Origin of the sequence: Xanthomonas sp. LMG 12462 (assembly GCF_009192885.1) — a bacterium.
Classification (GTDB): domain Bacteria; phylum Pseudomonadota; class Gammaproteobacteria; order Xanthomonadales; family Xanthomonadaceae; genus Xanthomonas_A; species Xanthomonas_A sontii.
Map to the genome: position 1 here is coordinate 1 of NZ_NMPP01000096.1, position 14,661 is coordinate 14,661.

Here is a 14,661-nt window from a genome sequence, read left to right on the forward strand (position 1 = left end):
GGGGCGGGCGTTCCGGGACGGCGCCGGTGCGGGAACCGGCGGACACAGGATGCTGGCCCGCGCCGCGGGCGCGTTAGCGCGATCCAACGGAATTCTTGTACGATCCTGCAAGCCGCGTCGCGCCGTGGTCCGTGCCGGCGCAGCATCGTGCAAGCTTGCCTTCCTCCTCCGCACGCTACGGCGCCCTTGCCGATGACCGCGCTCGCCCACCGTTACCAGGAAATGGCCGCCCTGGTTGCCCGATTGGCCGTCCCCGATGGCGACCACGACACCGCCATCGACGGCTTCTTCTGTTCCTACCGCTCCGCGCCGTCGCCGAAGACGCATACCGCGCAATGGCCGGTCTTCGCGCTGGTGCTGCAGGGCGAGAAATGCCTGACCCTGGGCAACGAGGAGTACCACTACGGCGTGGGCACCTTTCTGCTGGTGACGCTGGATCTGCCGGTGGTCTCGCGCATCACACAGGCCAGCCCGGAACAGCCGCTGCTGGGCGTGGGCATGTCGATCCGGCCGGACCGGCTGCGCGAACTGCTCGAGCGCATTCCGTTGCCGCCGCAGGTGGGCGTCGAGCGCCCGCGCGGGGTCTCGGTCAACACCGCCTGCCCGGACCTGCTGGACGCGACGCTGCGCATGCTGCGGTTGCTGGAACGCCCGGCCGACATCGCGGCGATGGCGCCGCTGATCGAGCAGGAGATCCTGTATCGCCTGCTGGTCGGACCATGCGGGCCGAACCTGCTGCGCATCGCCCAGGAGGACAGCCCCAGCAACCGCATCGCCAAGGCCATCGCCTGGTTGCGCCAGCACTACGCCGAGCCGCTGCGGATCGAGGATCTGGCGCGCCAGGTCAACATGAGCGTGTCCTCGCTGCATCATCATTTCAGCGCGGTCGCGGCGATGACGCCGTTGCAGTACCAGAAGCAGTTGCGCCTGCGCGAGGCGCGGCGGCTGATGGTGGTCGAACGCATGGACGTGGGCGCGGCCGGCTACCGCGTCGGCTACCAGAGCCCGTCGCAGTTCAGTCGCGAATACAGCCGGCTGTACGGGCGGTCGCCGCGCAGCGATCTGGCCGAGCAGCTGGGCCTGGCCGGCTGAGGGGTACCGGCACTGCGCGCGCCGCTTTGTGCATCTGACGTGCTGCTTGATCGACCAAGGGCCTCTCTCATCACTCCGAGGCACGTCCCGTAGGGGCGGCGTCAGCCGCTACGCGCGTTACCGGGAAAGCTCCGTCGCGATTGAAGTCGCTGCCACAGGGGCTTGCGGCGAGCCCCCCGGGTGCACTGTGGGAGGGACTTCAGTCCCGACGCATTGCGCCATCGGAACGCACACCACATCGCGCGTCGCGGCTGCATGACACTTGACTCCTACAGAGCAAGCCGCATCCGGCTTGCGTGTCGCCGGATCGAGCGATTCGAGCTGCAGCAGGCAGCGCGTTGGTGCGCTTCGGCGCCCGTGCAGGACCGGTGCGGTCCTGCACGGGCGGCACGCACTACTGCAATTGCTTGAGCCTCGCGACGATCTCCTGCGCGTGGCGCTCGATCAGGCCTTCGGAGGTGCCCCAGGCGGTGCTGTTGGTCGATTCCACGTCGAACTGCGCGGCGGTCTTGCCGTTGGCATCGGCGACGGTGACGCGGCTCTTGATCTTGTCGCGCCCGGCCATGATGCCGGCCCAGAAGCGCGCACCGTTGCTGCGCATGTAGTAGTGGTCGATGACGATGGTCATCTTGCGTGCATTGGCCTGGCCCTGCGTGCCGTGCAGGTGCGCCGCGTCCAGTTGCGCGTCGAGCTGGCGGCGGAACATGGCCAGGCTCTCGGCGTCGGTGTCGTCGTTGCCGGTGAGCTGGTACCAGTAGGTTTCGGCGGTGGTCGCCTTGTAGCTCTGGTGCACCACGCTGTTGGTCGCGCAGCCGGCGGCCAGCAACATCACGCTCACCAGCGCGAGCGTTTTCCATTGCAGTCTCATGCTCTCTCCTTGTTGAATCCCCATGCCGGGGCGAACGCCGCCGGCCGCGGCAGCATAGCGGCTGCGCGCGGGCAGGCGGGAGGCCTAGCGCGTTGTCTCCGGATCGCCGAGCCACGCGGCCACGATCCGTGCATAGGCGCCGCTGGCCTTGCTCAGGTGCAGCCACTGGTCGACGTAGGCCTTCCAGGCCATGTCGTCGCGCGGCAGCAGGAACGCTTTCTCGCTGTACTGCAGCGGCTGCTCCGGCGCCACCGCACACAGGCCGGGCACCTGGCGCTGCTGGAAGCGCGCTTCGGAGGCGTCGGTGATCATGACGTCGGCGCGGCCCTCGCGCAGGTCGCGGAAGATGGTGGGGTTGTCGTCGGACAGGCGCAACTGCGCATGCGGCAGTTCGCGGCGGGCGAACGCCTCGTTGGTGCCGCCGCGCGGTTCGATCACCCGCACTTCGGGCCGGTCGATCTGGGCGATGGTGCGGTAGCGCGTGCGGTCGGCGCAGCGCACCAGCGGGATCTTGCCGTCGACCTCCAGCACGGCACTGAACCAGGCTTGGCGCTGCCGCGGCAGCGATACCGAGATGCCGCCGACGGCGATGTCGCAGCGGTCGGCGCGCAGGTCCGGCAGCAGGGTCGGCCAGCGCGTGGGCACCCATTGCAGCTTGACCTCCAGGCTGTCGGCCAGCGATTGCGCCAGGGCGATGTCGATGCCGTCGTAGGTGCCGTCGCGGTGCAGGCGGCTGTAGGGCGCGTAGTCGCCGGTGGTGCACACGCGCAGCACGCCGCGTTGCAGGACGCTGTCCAGGTGCGAGGGGGCGGCGTGTGCGGGCAGCGCCAGCGCGGCGCCGAGCAGGCCGGCGGCCAGGCGTCGGATCATGCGGTTCTCCTGCGGCAGGGTGGGCGTCGGTGCCCGTTGGCTGTACGCCGGCTGTCGCGCCGGCGGTGCGCGTCACCTTAGCCGTTTTGCGCATGCACCGACGCAATCCCTGACGCGACAAGGCCTTGCGTGCACCGGGCGGGCGCCGGTGACGCCATGTTGCCTCTTGCCGCGCGCGGCGGCACGCGCCGGCAACGGAACTCGCGGCACGCTGTACCGGTCCGTCCCCCACATTCTTCCTCGCCGCCTGCCCATGGATCCTCGACCGTCGTGACCCCCCTTCCTGCGCAAGACCGATGGCTGCAGCTGTGGGCGGCACTGGCGACGGCGATGATCCTGGCCTTGCTGGGACGCCTGCTGTGGGGCACGCCGTCGGCGCCGCCGCGTGCCGTGGCCGAGGATGCGCTGCGCCTGGTGTTCCTGCCGCGGCAGACCGCGCAGCGCGTTCCGGACCCGCCGCGGGCGTCCACGCGCGCGCCGGCCGTGGACGCCCGCATGCCGGCCGGGACACGGCCGCCGCGCGGCGCCGCCGCGCCGCCGTCTTCGCCCTCGCAGACGCCGAGCGCGCCCGCCGCGGCCGCGACCGGCATGGCGGCGACGCTCTATACCGGCGATGGCCATCCGCGCCTGCCGGACGGGGTGGCGGTGGACCCGTTCGCGCAGGCGCAGGGCACGCCGCCGGGGACGCTCAATCCGCGCGATGTGGCCAAGTCCAGGCGCCTGCTCGAACGGCCCAACCCGATCGACTACCGGTCGACCCGTTTCGACAAGGACTGGGCCAGCGACGGCACCCTCGGCGACGTCGCCGTGCAGGGCATCGACCGGGCGATCAAGCAGCTGCTGCCCAAGAACACCCATCAGTCGGCGGTGGCGCGGCCGCCGCCGGACGTGCGGTTCAATCCGGCGCTGCACGAGCGCGCCAGCGACCTCGGCAGCGAGGCCACCGGCGATGCCTACAAGGCCGCGCCGATCGCCTTCGAAAAGGCGCCCGGGTTGGATGGCGAAGCCAGTCGGCGGATTCGCCAGGCCCTGGCCGACCTGCAGCAACGTCGCGGCGCCTGCCCGGCGGCGCAGCGCGCGCGCCTGCTGGCGCCGGTGCAGCAGCACCTGGACGCGCTGCTGCAGGTGGAAACCGCCATGGCCAAGGGCGCCGACCCGATCCGCGCGCAGCAACTGCTGCCGCGCGAGGCCGACAGCGCCTACGATCTGGCGCGGCGCGCGCTGTGGTACGCCGATCAGAAGCTCGCGGCGTGTGCGCCGTAGGCGGGCGTGCAGGTCGGAGGACGCATGCAATGGTCGTCGCTGCTTGAATCGCGAAGAGCGGAGGCCGCGAGCGATTCGACCTTGGCAGCAGTCGGGACTGAAGTCCCTCCCACGGTGCGCCCAGGCCGTGTGCTGCACGTTCTTGTAGGAACGGCTTCAGGCGCGACGAGCGAAGGCGGTGCGCTATCCGGCCGCTGAAGCAATCGGCACCAACGATGTTCCAGCCAGCGTGCCGCATGCCCTTGTGGGAGGGACTTCAGTCCCGACGCGTGGAGTCTGGTGCCATCGTGGTGTGCAGGAGCCTGGTCGCGGCTGGAGCCGCTCCTACCCAGACCCGTGTCGGAAACAGCGCCGAGCGACAGGCCGTCACCTGCGTCCACGCGCGCTGCGCGATGATGCGCGCCCATCCCATCCGAGCGTGTGTCGCCGATGCCGCTTGCCCGTGCCGTGCTGTGCCTGCTGCTGTGCTGTGGCGTTGTCGCCGACGCGGCAGCGCGCACGGTGTACCGCTGCGTGCGCGACGGCACGGTCAGCCTGGCTACCGCGCCGGAACCGGGTTCGCGCTGCACCCCCAGGGAACTGGACGATGCGGCGATCGCCACGCCCAATCTGTGGGGCAACCTCGGCGTGTTCAGCGGCACCCTGTACGAGCGCGAGCAGGACGGGCAACTGGTCTACTCCACGCGCAATCTGCCGGGCTCGCGGCCGTATCTGCGCTTTACCGCGGTCACGCCGCCAGGCGAGAGTGCACACCCCGGACTGGGCAAGCTCGGAGCGCCGCAACTGCAGGCGCATGCCAAACAGTTCCGCGCCGCGGCGCGCGCCACCGGGGTCGACGAGCCGTGGCTGCGCGCGATCGCGCATGCCGAGAGCGGCTTCGATGCCGCCGCGGTCTCGCCCAAGGGCGCGCAGGGGGTGATGCAACTGTTGCCCGAGGTCGCCAGGCAGTACGGCGTGCGCGATCCGTTCGCGGCCGACCAGTCCATCGACGGCGGCGCCCGCTACATGCGCGCGTTGCTGCGCCGCTACGCCGGCGATCGGGTGCTGGCCGCGGCGGCCTACAACGCCGGCATCGGCGCGGTGGCGCGCTACGGCGGCGTGCCGCCGTACGCGGAGACCCGCGCGTACATCGACAAGGTGATGGCGCTGTACCAGCGCTACCGCATCGCGATGGGGATGGCCGTGGAGACGCCCGCGCAATAGCGGCGGCGCCCACCGCCCGCGGCGGCTCAGAGCGCGACGGCCTCCGCCTCGGCTTCGGCCGTTGCTTGCGCGTGCGGCGCTGTCGGCGCCGCGGCCGGCGCCGCGTACAGATCCAGCAGCAACAGGGTCACGCCATTGGTCCAGCCGAAGCCGTCCTGCAGCGCGTACTCGCCGCCGCCGCCGCCCTTGGCCTGCGCGTCCACGCCGTACTTCTCCACCAGCTTGTGCTGCTGCGCGAACAGCGCCTGCACCCGCGCCAGGAAACGGCTGCCGATGCGCTGCGCCAGCGTGTCCTGGCCGTAGCGGCGCAGGCCGTCCACGGCGATCCATTGCAGCGGCGCCCAGCCGTTGGGTTCGTCCCACTGCTGGCCGGTGTGCAGGCGCGTGGTCGCCACGCCGCCGGGGCGCAGCAACTGCGCCTGCACGGTGTCGGCAGTGCGCTTGGCCCGCGCCGGCGAGGCAACGCCGACGAACAGCGGGTACAGCGCCGCGGCGGTGACCTGTTCGCGCAGCCGGCGCTGCTGCCAGTCGTAGTCGGCGTAGTAGCCGGCATCGCTCCACAGGTGCTTGTCGATCGCGGTCTTGCGCGCGCTGGCCAGGGCGGCATAGTCGGTGTCGCAGCCGGGCGCGCCTGGGTTTTTGGCGCAGGCAAGGGCCAGGGTGGTCTCCAGGTGGTAGAGCAGGCTGTTGAGGTCGATCGGGACGATCGCGGTGGTGCGGATGCTGGCCAGGGTCTTGCGGTCGCCGAGCCAGCGGCTGGAATAGTCCCAGCCGCTCTCGGCGCCGGCGCGCAGGTCGCGGTAGACCTCGGCGGCGGGGCGGTCCTTGGCCTCGGCGGCGGTGCGCACGTCGTGCAGCCAGGCTTCCGGGCGCGGCGTGTCGCGGGCGTCCCAGTAGCGGTTGAGCAGGCTGCCGTCGGCCAGGCGCACCACGTGCGCATGCGCGCTGCCCGGGGCCAGGGTCTGCGCGCCTTCCATCCAGTACGCGTATTCCTTCTGCAACTGCGGCAGGTAGCGCGCGTAGGCGGCATCGCCTTCCACCTTGGCCTGCAACTGCACCATGTGCGAGAAGAACGGCGGCTGCGAGCGGCTCAGGTAGTAGGTGCGGTTGCCGTTGGGGATGTGCCCGTAGGTGTCGATCAGGTAGGCGAAGTTGTCCAGCATCTGCCGGCTGCGTTCGTGCTCGCCGCTCTCCACCAGGCCGAGCATGGTGAAGTAGGAATCCCAGTAGTAGACCTCGCGGAAGCGCCCGCCCGGCACCACGTAGGGGTGCGGCAGCGACAGCAGGCTGCTGTAGGGCGGCACGTCGACCTGGCGGCGCACCAGCAGCGGCCACAGCGCGTCGATGTGCTCGCGCAGGCCGGTGTCCTGACGGATCGCCTCGGTCTGCACCGGGCCGGATTCCTCGAAGTTGGCGGCGACGAAACGGCGCAGGTCGAAACCGGGCTGCTGGCGCTGCGCCAGATAGTCGGCGTTGATCAGCGCCGGGTCGCGCAGCGGCAGCGCGTCGACGAAGTGCTTCTGGTCGTCGAACAGTTCCTGCTGCTGCACCGCCTGGAACAGTTCCGGGTAGGCCAGGTCGGGCGTCTGCGGCGGCGGTGCCGGGGCGGTCAGCGTGGTCGCCGGCGCGGCCTCCGCCATGGCGGTATCGGCGGTGCCGAGCAACAGGCCGAGCGACAGGCTCAGCAGCGGGGTGCAGCAGGGAGGAGCGGCATGGCTCATGTCGGGTCCAGAGCAGGATGCGTGCGGCATGGTAAACGACCGAAGCGGAGACGGGGGCGCCCGGCCGGATCCGGTGCGTGGCCCACCCGATCCTGCCCTGGCGGCCGCGCGCCGCCCGGCTCGTACCGGTGAGGGACCGCAACGCCTGGGGCATGCAAGAACGGGGCCGCTAGGGCGGCGTGGCTGCTCGTCGCCGGGTCAGCCGGAGCACGTCATCTGCAGAATGGTTGGCGCCGCTCGCCCAGAGCGGGGCGGCTGGGCGTTCAGCGCGCCGCCAAGGCCGGTGCGCGTAGGTGCTTGCCCGCTGTGGATCAGGGAGCTGGGGCGTCAGCGCGCCACGTGCGCCGGCGGTCGCCGGTCGGCGATCCGCCCGCAGGTCAGGCTGACTGCTGCGGCCGCTGGCGGTCCTTCTCCGCGCTGAGCGCGGCCTCGGCGCGCAGGAACACCTGCCCGATCGGCTCGTCCGCCCGTGTGGCCTGGGCGTCGCCGACCAGCACGGTCAGCCCGAGCGCCTGCTGCCGCGCGGCGATCTCGCGCAGGCCGCGCAGCTTCTGCTCGGCGTCGGCGCCGTGCAGCATGACGATGAATTCCGCGCTGTCGGTCGCCCGGTCCACACTGTCGGCGGCGCCGTCGTCCTGCACGTAGCTGGCCAGGGTGCGGTCGAGTTGCTGCAGGCTGCTGCCCAGCAGGCGTTCGCTCTGCCGCTCGGCCAGCGCGGCCAGTTCCTGCACTTCCAGGATCACCACCCGGTAGCGGCGGCCGGTGCCGGAGTCCGTGTTGTCGCCAACCGGGTGCGCTTGCAGGAGCGCCTCGCGTTGACGCTGCAGCGCATCCCGGCGCGCGTCGAGCAGGCGCATGGCCGTGCGCGCCAGCGCGCGCAGGCCGTCGCGCTGGGCGTCCTTGAGTTCGCGCGGCGTGGTGTCCAGCACGCACACGGTGCCCAAGGCGATGCCCTCGTCGGTGACCAGCGGCATGCCGGCGTAGAAGCGCGCGCCGGTGTCGCCGCGCACCATCTGCAGGTCGGCGAAGCGCGGGTCGTCGGCGAGGTCGGGCACTTCCAGCATGTGCTCGGGCTCACGGATGGCGTGGTCGCATACCGCCTGGCTGCGCTCGGTCTGCGGCAGCTCCAGGCCGATCCGTGCCTTGAACCATTGGCGGTCGCGGTCCAGCAGCGACAGCAGCGCGATCGGCGTGTCGCACAGCGCGGCGGCGATCTGCACGATGTCCTGGTATGCGGCCTCGGGCAGGCTGTCGACGATGCGGTAGCTGTCGAGGACACGCTGGCGCTGGGCTTCATCGGTCATGGGGCGGCGTCGGGTCTGGCGCGGATCGCGAGGCGCAGCACCATACCGCAGGGCGTGGCGAGGTCGCGTGGACAAGCGCGCAAGCGTGACGCGGCGCACGCCAAGCGTCGATGGCCACGCGTTGGCGATCAGTCGGCGGCGCCGACGCCGAGCGCGCGCAGCTGCGCCTGCAGCGTGGCGGCGTTGTCGAGGGCGTGGCCGAGCGCGGTGTTGTCGAAGATCACCCAGGCGTCGTGCGGGTGCGGCGTGGTGGCGAGGACGCGCTCGGCCAGGTTGCGCAGCGTGGCGTCGGCGTAGTCGCTGTAGTAGACGCGCGGCGCGCCATGCCAGCGCCAGTAGGCCGGCGCCGCCGCGCCTGCCGGCTGCGCGGCGCTTGCGTCGAGGGCCGGGTCGGCGGCCACGCGCGCGATGCGATGGCGCTGCCACAGTGCCTCGGCGCGCGCGCTGAACCAACTGGCATGGCGCGGTTCGCAGGCAATGCCGCCGTGCCAGCGGCGCCGCAGCATCGCGAAGAACGTGCTGGCGATGCGCGCATCGAAGGCCAGGCTTGGCGGCAGTTGCACCAGCAGGCAGCCGAGCCTGTCGCCGAGATGGCCGACCTCGCCGAGGAAGGTCTGCAGCAGTGGCGCCACGCGGGACAGGCGCGCGTCGTGGGTGATGGTGCGTGGCAGTTTGGCCGAAAAGCGGAACTCCGTCGGCACGCTGTCGGCCCAGCGCTGGTAGGTGCTGGCGCGGTGGGCGCGGTAGAACGTGGAGTTGATCTCGACCGCGTTGAAGCGGGTGGCATAGCGCGCCAACTGGCTGGCGCCGTCGCCGACCAGGGCGCGTTGCGTGCTGGCGATCGACCAGCCGGCGCAGCCGACGCGGATGCGGGGAGCGACGACGCAGCGGGGAGAAGCGGTCGGCATCGGCGGTGGCAGGCCAGGACAGGCCTTGCGGATACCAAGCGTTGCGGCCAGGCGCCGTGAAGGACAGGAGCGGCGCGCCGCCTTGGCAACCCATCGGCGACCCACGCATGCGAGGGAAGATCGATGCCTGCAGGCTGCGCCGCAGCGCAACCTGCGCGTTCACTCACTGTCGTCGCATGTCGCATCGCGCGACGGCGATGCGTTGCGATGGCGCCGACGCCCCATGCTGGCGTCGGCGCGTGGCGCGTGGCGCATGGCGGGGCAGCCCCGCCATGCGTGTGCGGCGTTACTGCTTGGCCGCGGCCTTCGCCTTGACCGGCTGGCCGTCGCTGTCCAGCACCTGCACCTCGCCCAGCTTCAGCGCACGCACCGGCGCTTCGATCTGCTTGAGGTCGCCGACGATCACCCAGGTCATCGCCTGCGGCGCCACGATCTCCTTGATCGCCGCTTCCGCCGCCGGCTGGTCGACCGCTTCCAGGCGCGTCTTCAGCGTCTGCACGTAGTCGTCCGGGCGGCCGTACTGGACGATGCCTTCCATCGCGCCGAGCACCGCACCGGTGGTCTCGAAGCTGCCCGGCAGGGCGCGCACGCGCTGTTCCTTGATCTTGGCGATCTCGGCGGCGGTCAGCGGCTTGTCGCCGACCACGGCCTTGGCTTCCTTGAGGATCTCTGCGGCCGATTCGGCGGTCTTGTCGGTCTGCACCGGGGCGAAGAACAGGAACGGGCGCTGGCCGATCGCGTCGATCATGAAGCTGTTGGCGCCGTAGGCCCAGCGCTTGTCCTCGCGCAGGTTCATGTTCAGTCGCGAGGTGAAGGTGCCGCCGAAGGCGCCGTTGGCCACGCCGATCGCCAGGTTGTTCGGCGCCTTGGTCGAGGGCGCGAGCAGGCCGGCCAGGATCAGCGACTGCGGGGCGTCGTCGCGGTTGATCAGGAACACGCGCGGCTTGGGCTGCGCGGCCACCTGCGGCAGGCTCTTGGTCGGGCGCTTGCCGGCCGGGGCCTGCCAGTCGCCGAACGCGGCATCCAGCTGCGGGATGATCTTGGCCAGGGTGGTGTCGCCGGCGACCAGGATGCGCACGTTGTCCGGACGCAGCCAGTTGTTCTGGAACGCGCTCAGGTCGCCCGCGGTGAGGCTCTTGATCGCCGCCTCGGTGCCGGTGCCGGTGAGCGGCACGCCGTACGGATGGCTGGGGCCGTACAGCAGCGGCGGCAGGGTGCGCAGCGCCAGGCCCTGCGGCTGGGTCTTCTCCTGCGCGATCGAGGCCAGCCACTGGCCGCGGATGCGCTCGATGTCGTCGGCCTTGAACGCCGGGTTGCGCACGATGTCGGCGAACAGCTCCAGCGACGGCGCCAGCTGGTCGTTGAGCGCGTTGAGCGAGGCGTCGCAGCTGTCCAGTTCGCAGGACACGCTGGTCATCGCGCCCAGGCGCTGGCGGCGCTGTGCCACGTCCACCGAATCCAGGTTGCGGGTGCTCTCGTTCATCAGCGCCGCGGTGAAGTTGGCGGTGCCGAGCTTGCTGCCGCGGTCGGTCGCGTAACCGGCATCGAACAGCATCTGGATCTGCGTGACCGGGATGGTGTGGCGCTCGGCCAGCACCACCTCGATGCCGTTCTTGAGCTTGCCGCGCTGCAGCTGCGGGAAGCTCAGGCTCGGGAACTGGCTGGTCTCCGGCACGCCGGCCGCGCGGTCCACCTGCGACTTGCCGACGCTGTAGTTGCCCTTGGCCGGCACCTTCGGCGCGGGCTTGCCCGGGGCCGCCGGCAGCGGCTTGACCGCCTTGTCCTCGGCCGCCGGATCGAAGCCTTCCGGCGCCGGCAGCACGGTCAGCAGGTAGTCGCCCTTGCCGAACCAGGTGTCGGCGGCCTTGCGCACGCTGGCGACGGTGGCGTCCTGCGCGCGCTGCAGGTCCTTCTTGTAGGCGCCCGGATCGTTGCGGTAGACCTGGCCCTCGGCCAGCACCGTGGCCTTGCCGCCGAAGCCGCCGACCTTCTCCAGGCCGCGCACGAAGCCGGCGCGGTAGCCGACCTGGGCGCGCTGCAGTTCGTCGGCGGTGGGGCCTTCGGCGAGGAACTTCTGCAGTTCGTCGGCGATGGCGGCCTCGACCTTGGCCGGGTCCACGCCTTCCTTCACGTCGGCGGTGATCTGCAGCTGGCTGGCCAGCGCGAACGACTGCAGGCCGGCGGAGACATCGTCGGCCAGCTTGTCGCGGTAGACCAGGCGCTGGTACAGGCGGCTGGTCTTGCCGCCGCCGAGCACGGTGGTGGCCAGGTCCAGCAGCACCGCGTCGTCGGTGCCCAGTTGCGGCGCCACCCAGGTGCGGTAGATGCGCGGCTGCGCGACGTGGTCGTGCTGCACGCCGCGGGTCTGCTTGGCCAGCGGGGTGATCCACGGCTGCTGGCGCGGCACCGGGCGGCCGGCGGGGATGTCGCCGAAGTACTGCTCGGCCTTGGCCTTGGCCTGCGCCACGGTGATGTCGCCGGCCAGCACCAGGGTGGTGTTGGCGGCACCGTAGTTGTCGTGGAACCACTGCTTGACGTCGTCCAGCGAGGCCGCGTCGAGGTCGGCCATCGAGCCGATGGTGTCGTGCTGGTACGGGTGGTTGGCCGGGAAGATGTTGGCCAGGATGTTTTCGTCGACGCGGCCGTAGGGGCGGTTCTGGCCCTGGCGCTTCTCGTTCTGGACCACGCCGCGCTGGGTGTCCAGTTCCTTCTGGCCGATCGCGCCGAGCAGGTGGCCCATGCGGTCCGATTCCATCCACAGCGCGGTGTCCAGCGCGGTGGTCGGCACGGTCTCGAAGTAGTTGGTGCGGTCGAACCAGGTGGTGCCGTTCATGTCGGTGGCGCCGACCTTCTCGAACGGCTGGAAGTAGGTGCCCTTGTGGTTCTCCGAGCCGGAGAACATCAGGTGTTCGAACAGGTGCGCGAAGCCGGTCTTGCCGGCCGGCTCGTCGCCCGAACCGATGTGGTACCAGATGCTCACCGCCACCACCGGCGCCTTGTGGTCCTCGTGCACCACCACGGTCAGGCCGTTGGGCAGGGTGAAGCGGGTGTAGGCGATCTCCGGCGCGGTCGCCTGGCCCGGCGTGGCCGCGGCCAGGGCCGCCGGCGCGGCGACCAGGGCGGCGCCGGTGCCGAGGGTGAGGATGCTGGAGATCAACAGCGACAAGGGTCGGAGCATGGGCCGGGCCTGAGTGTGGACAGTGCGCCAGCATAGAGGGGCGGCGGCGGCCGCGGGAACGTGACTGATGGCACACCGCGCGGCGCCGCGTGGGCGGCCGGCCTCGCGCACGGCCCGCGCGGGGGAAGGGCCGTGCGGGTGGCGTCAGGGACGCGGCGGCGCGCTCAGCGTGCGGCGCAGAACCCGAACTCGGCGGTGGCGCCGGGGGCCAGGGTCTTGTTCCAGTCGACGCCGCTGGCGCTGAGCGTGGTCCCCGACTGGGTCCAGGTGGCGTTCCACAGGTTGTTGACGGTGCCGCTGATCGACAGGGCGACGCTCCAGTCGCCGCTGCTGCCGCCGGTGTTGGTCACCTGCACGCGGTTGCAGTAGCCGGCGTTCCAGTCGCTGTCGACCAGCACCTTGGTGCTGAAGCTGCTGCCGGACGGCGGCGGCGTGGGCGTTCCGCCGCCGCCGTTGCCACCACCACCGCCTCCACCATTGCCACCGCCGTTACCACCACCGTTGCCACCGCCACCGTTGCCACCACCGCCACCGCCCGTGCTGCTGCCGTCGCTGTCCCACAGCTTCTTCAGCAGGGTCACCTTGTCGGTGCGCACCGTGCTCCAGTCGTCGTTGAGGATGCCGCCGGTGTCGCCGCTGTTCGGATTCCACGACCAGTAGAAGCCGCTGTGGATGCCCTTGCCGATCAGGTAGTCGACCAGTGCGTTCTGCCACTGCACGTCCAGCGGGTTGCCCTGGCCGTACTTGCCGCCGAACTCGCCCAGCAGCAGCGCGTGGCCGGCCTGGGCGAACTGGCCGAAGTGCTGCTCCCAGATCGCCGGCATGTTGGCCGGGAAATTGGACGCGCTGAAGTACGGCTGCATGTAGACGTCCGGTCCGTACACGTGCGGGGCGAGCAGCAGGCGGTTGGCCGGGATGGCCAGCGGGGTGCAGGCCAGCGGTTCCAGGTTCTCGCCCCAGAAGTGGGCGGTGTCGCTGGAGCAGGTGGACGTGTTGGAAATGCCTTCGACCACGATCAGCCAGTTCGGCGCCGCGTTCAGCACCACCGCCGACGCGCGTTCGGCGGCCTTGTTCCAGTCTGTGGCGGCATTGCCGCTGCCCCAGGTGGCGGCGCCGTGCGGCTCGTTCTTCAGATCCAGGCCGATCACCCCCGGCACCGACGCGTAGCGCTTGGCGACGAAGCTCAGATCATTCAGCCATTGCTGCTCGCTGTAGCTGCCGGTGTACCAGAGTTCGGAGATCGCGTTGCAGTCCGGGGTGTGGTGGTCGAGCAGCACATACATGCCGCGGCTGCTGAGTTCGTTGATCACCTTGTCGAGCAACTGCAGCGAGTTCAGGCCCTGCAGGTCCGGATTGCGGCTGTAGTCGATGCTGCCGGGCGAGACCGCCTGCAGCGTCTGCGGGCAGAACGGCAGGCGCACGGCGTTGAAGCCCAGGCCCTGCATCTGCGTGATCATGTCCTTCCAGTTGCGCGCCCACAGGCCGTGCACGGTGTGCTGCGAGGTCTCGAAACCGAACCAGTTGACGCCGCGCAATTGCACGGCGTTGCCGGCGTCGTCCACCACCTTGCCCTGGTCGATGGCATAGCTCCAGGCCGAGCCGCTGGCGACCACGAGCGCCGCGGCCAGCAGGCAGCGGGTAATGCGGGAATGCAGGGATCGGTTCATCGCGATGCTCCGAGGGTGGCCGGTGCGGAGTGCGCCGGCCAAGGGGGCGGATACTTGGCGGCGATGATCGGCAGTGTCCGCCATGGCGGCCGTGACTGCCGTTGCAGAAGACGGGCTTGTCCACGGATTGCGCGCGGGAGCTGTGGTGATGTCCACGGGCGCGCCGTCGCCTGGTGGAAACGCCAACGGCAGCGTCGTGGGACGCTGCCGTTGAGGTTGCGCCCCGCGCGCTGCGCGGGGCGATGGCGCCGTCTTCAGCGGGCGGCGCAGAACCCGAACTCGGCGGTGGCGCCGGGGGCCAGGGTCTTGTTCCAGTCCACGCCGCTGGCGCTGAGGGTGGTGCCCGACTGCTTCCAGGTGGCGTTCCACAGGTTGTTGACGGTGCCGCTGATGGACAGGGTGACCGCCCAGTTGCCGGTGGCGCTGCCGCTGTTGGTCACCTGCACGCGTTCGCAGTAGCCGGCGTTCCAGTCGCTATCGACGATGACCTTGGTGCTGAAGCTGGCGCTGCCCGGGGCCGGAGTCGGCGTGGGGGTCGGGGTCGGCTCCGGGCAGCGCCAGCTTCAGCCTGGCTCTTATACACATCG

General features: G+C 70.8%; 10 protein-coding genes and 1 pseudogene. 3 read left to right on the forward strand and 8 right to left on the reverse strand.

Features of this window, described 5'->3' with window-relative positions:
- Positions 1 to 192: 192 nt before the first annotated feature.
- Positions 193 to 1,092 carry an AraC family transcriptional regulator gene (locus tag CEK69_RS19745; protein WP_152247512.1) on the forward strand — a complete coding sequence of 300 codons (900 nt, stop codon included), beginning with the start codon at positions 193 to 195 and terminating at the stop codon, positions 1,090 to 1,092.
- Positions 1,093 to 1,486: 394 nt separating this feature from the next.
- On the opposite strand, the gene CEK69_RS19750 is transcribed toward CEK69_RS19745, so the two are convergent.
- Both CEK69_RS19750 and CEK69_RS19755 read right to left on the reverse strand, forming a co-directional pair.
- Complete coding sequence (locus CEK69_RS19750; RefSeq protein ID WP_152247514.1) at positions 1,487 to 1,960, reverse strand: DUF4410 domain-containing protein; 474 nt, start codon at positions 1,958 to 1,960, stop codon at positions 1,487 to 1,489.
- An 84-nt stretch (positions 1,961 to 2,044) separates the two neighbouring features.
- A complete protein-coding gene (locus CEK69_RS19755) occupies positions 2,045 to 2,830 on the reverse strand; it encodes a transporter substrate-binding domain-containing protein (RefSeq protein WP_152247516.1) in 786 nt (261 codons plus the stop codon).
- 270 nt (positions 2,831 to 3,100) lie between these two features.
- On the opposite strand from CEK69_RS19755, the gene CEK69_RS19760 reads away from it, so the two are divergent.
- A complete protein-coding gene (locus CEK69_RS19760; RefSeq protein ID WP_226975239.1) occupies positions 3,101 to 4,093 on the forward strand; it encodes a hypothetical protein in 993 nt (330 codons plus the stop codon).
- Positions 4,094 to 4,522: 429 nt separating this feature from the next.
- A complete protein-coding gene (locus tag CEK69_RS19765; RefSeq protein ID WP_152247518.1) occupies positions 4,523 to 5,296 on the forward strand; it encodes a lytic transglycosylase domain-containing protein in 774 nt (257 codons plus the stop codon).
- Between the two features lie 26 nt (positions 5,297 to 5,322).
- Here CEK69_RS19765 and treA read toward each other — a convergent pair whose 3' ends face one another.
- The 6 genes and pseudogenes from treA to CEK69_RS19795 all read right to left on the reverse strand — a co-directional run.
- Positions 5,323 to 7,017, reverse strand: coding sequence for an alpha,alpha-trehalase TreA (gene treA / locus CEK69_RS19770; RefSeq protein WP_152247520.1), 1,695 nt, complete (start codon positions 7,015 to 7,017; stop codon positions 5,323 to 5,325).
- Between the two features lie 377 nt (positions 7,018 to 7,394).
- Positions 7,395 to 8,321, reverse strand: a complete 927-nt coding sequence (locus CEK69_RS19775; protein ID WP_152247522.1) for a GAF domain-containing protein — start codon at positions 8,319 to 8,321, stop codon at positions 7,395 to 7,397.
- 128 nt (positions 8,322 to 8,449) lie between these two features.
- Entirely contained in the window at positions 8,450 to 9,229 is a 780-nt protein-coding gene (locus CEK69_RS19780; RefSeq protein WP_152182475.1) for a DUF72 domain-containing protein, read from the reverse strand.
- 286 nt (positions 9,230 to 9,515) lie between these two features.
- Positions 9,516 to 12,407: a pitrilysin family protein gene (locus tag CEK69_RS19785; protein WP_152247524.1), complete on the reverse strand. Its 2,892-nt coding sequence runs from the start codon at positions 12,405 to 12,407 to the stop codon at positions 9,516 to 9,518.
- Positions 12,408 to 12,571: 164 nt separating this feature from the next.
- Positions 12,572 to 14,074, reverse strand: a complete 1,503-nt coding sequence (locus CEK69_RS19790) for a glycoside hydrolase family 5 protein (RefSeq protein WP_150411340.1) — start codon at positions 14,072 to 14,074, stop codon at positions 12,572 to 12,574.
- A gap of 254 nt (positions 14,075 to 14,328) precedes the next feature.
- A pseudogene (locus CEK69_RS19795) lies at positions 14,329 to 14,625 on the reverse strand (cellulose binding domain-containing protein); the annotation flags it as partial.
- Positions 14,626 to 14,661: the final 36 nt, after the last annotated feature.

Coding starts and splice junctions, on each gene's coding strand:
- CEK69_RS19745 (WP_152247512.1), top strand. CDS start 193: ATGACCGCGCTCGCCCACCGTTACCAGGAAATGGCCGCCCTGGTTGCC.
- CEK69_RS19750 (WP_152247514.1), bottom strand. CDS start 1,960: ATGAGACTGCAATGGAAAACGCTCGCGCTGGTGAGCGTGATGTTGCTG.
- CEK69_RS19755 (WP_152247516.1), bottom strand. CDS start 2,830: ATGATCCGACGCCTGGCCGCCGGCCTGCTCGGCGCCGCGCTGGCGCTG.
- CEK69_RS19765 (WP_152247518.1), top strand. CDS start 4,523: ATGCCGCTTGCCCGTGCCGTGCTGTGCCTGCTGCTGTGCTGTGGCGTT.
- treA (WP_152247520.1), bottom strand. CDS start 7,017: ATGAGCCATGCCGCTCCTCCCTGCTGCACCCCGCTGCTGAGCCTGTCG.
- CEK69_RS19775 (WP_152247522.1), bottom strand. CDS start 8,321: ATGACCGATGAAGCCCAGCGCCAGCGTGTCCTCGACAGCTACCGCATC.
- CEK69_RS19780 (WP_152182475.1), bottom strand. CDS start 9,229: ATGCCGACCGCTTCTCCCCGCTGCGTCGTCGCTCCCCGCATCCGCGTC.
- CEK69_RS19785 (WP_152247524.1), bottom strand. CDS start 12,407: ATGCTCCGACCCTTGTCGCTGTTGATCTCCAGCATCCTCACCCTCGGC.
- CEK69_RS19790 (WP_150411340.1), bottom strand. CDS start 14,074: ATGAACCGATCCCTGCATTCCCGCATTACCCGCTGCCTGCTGGCCGCG.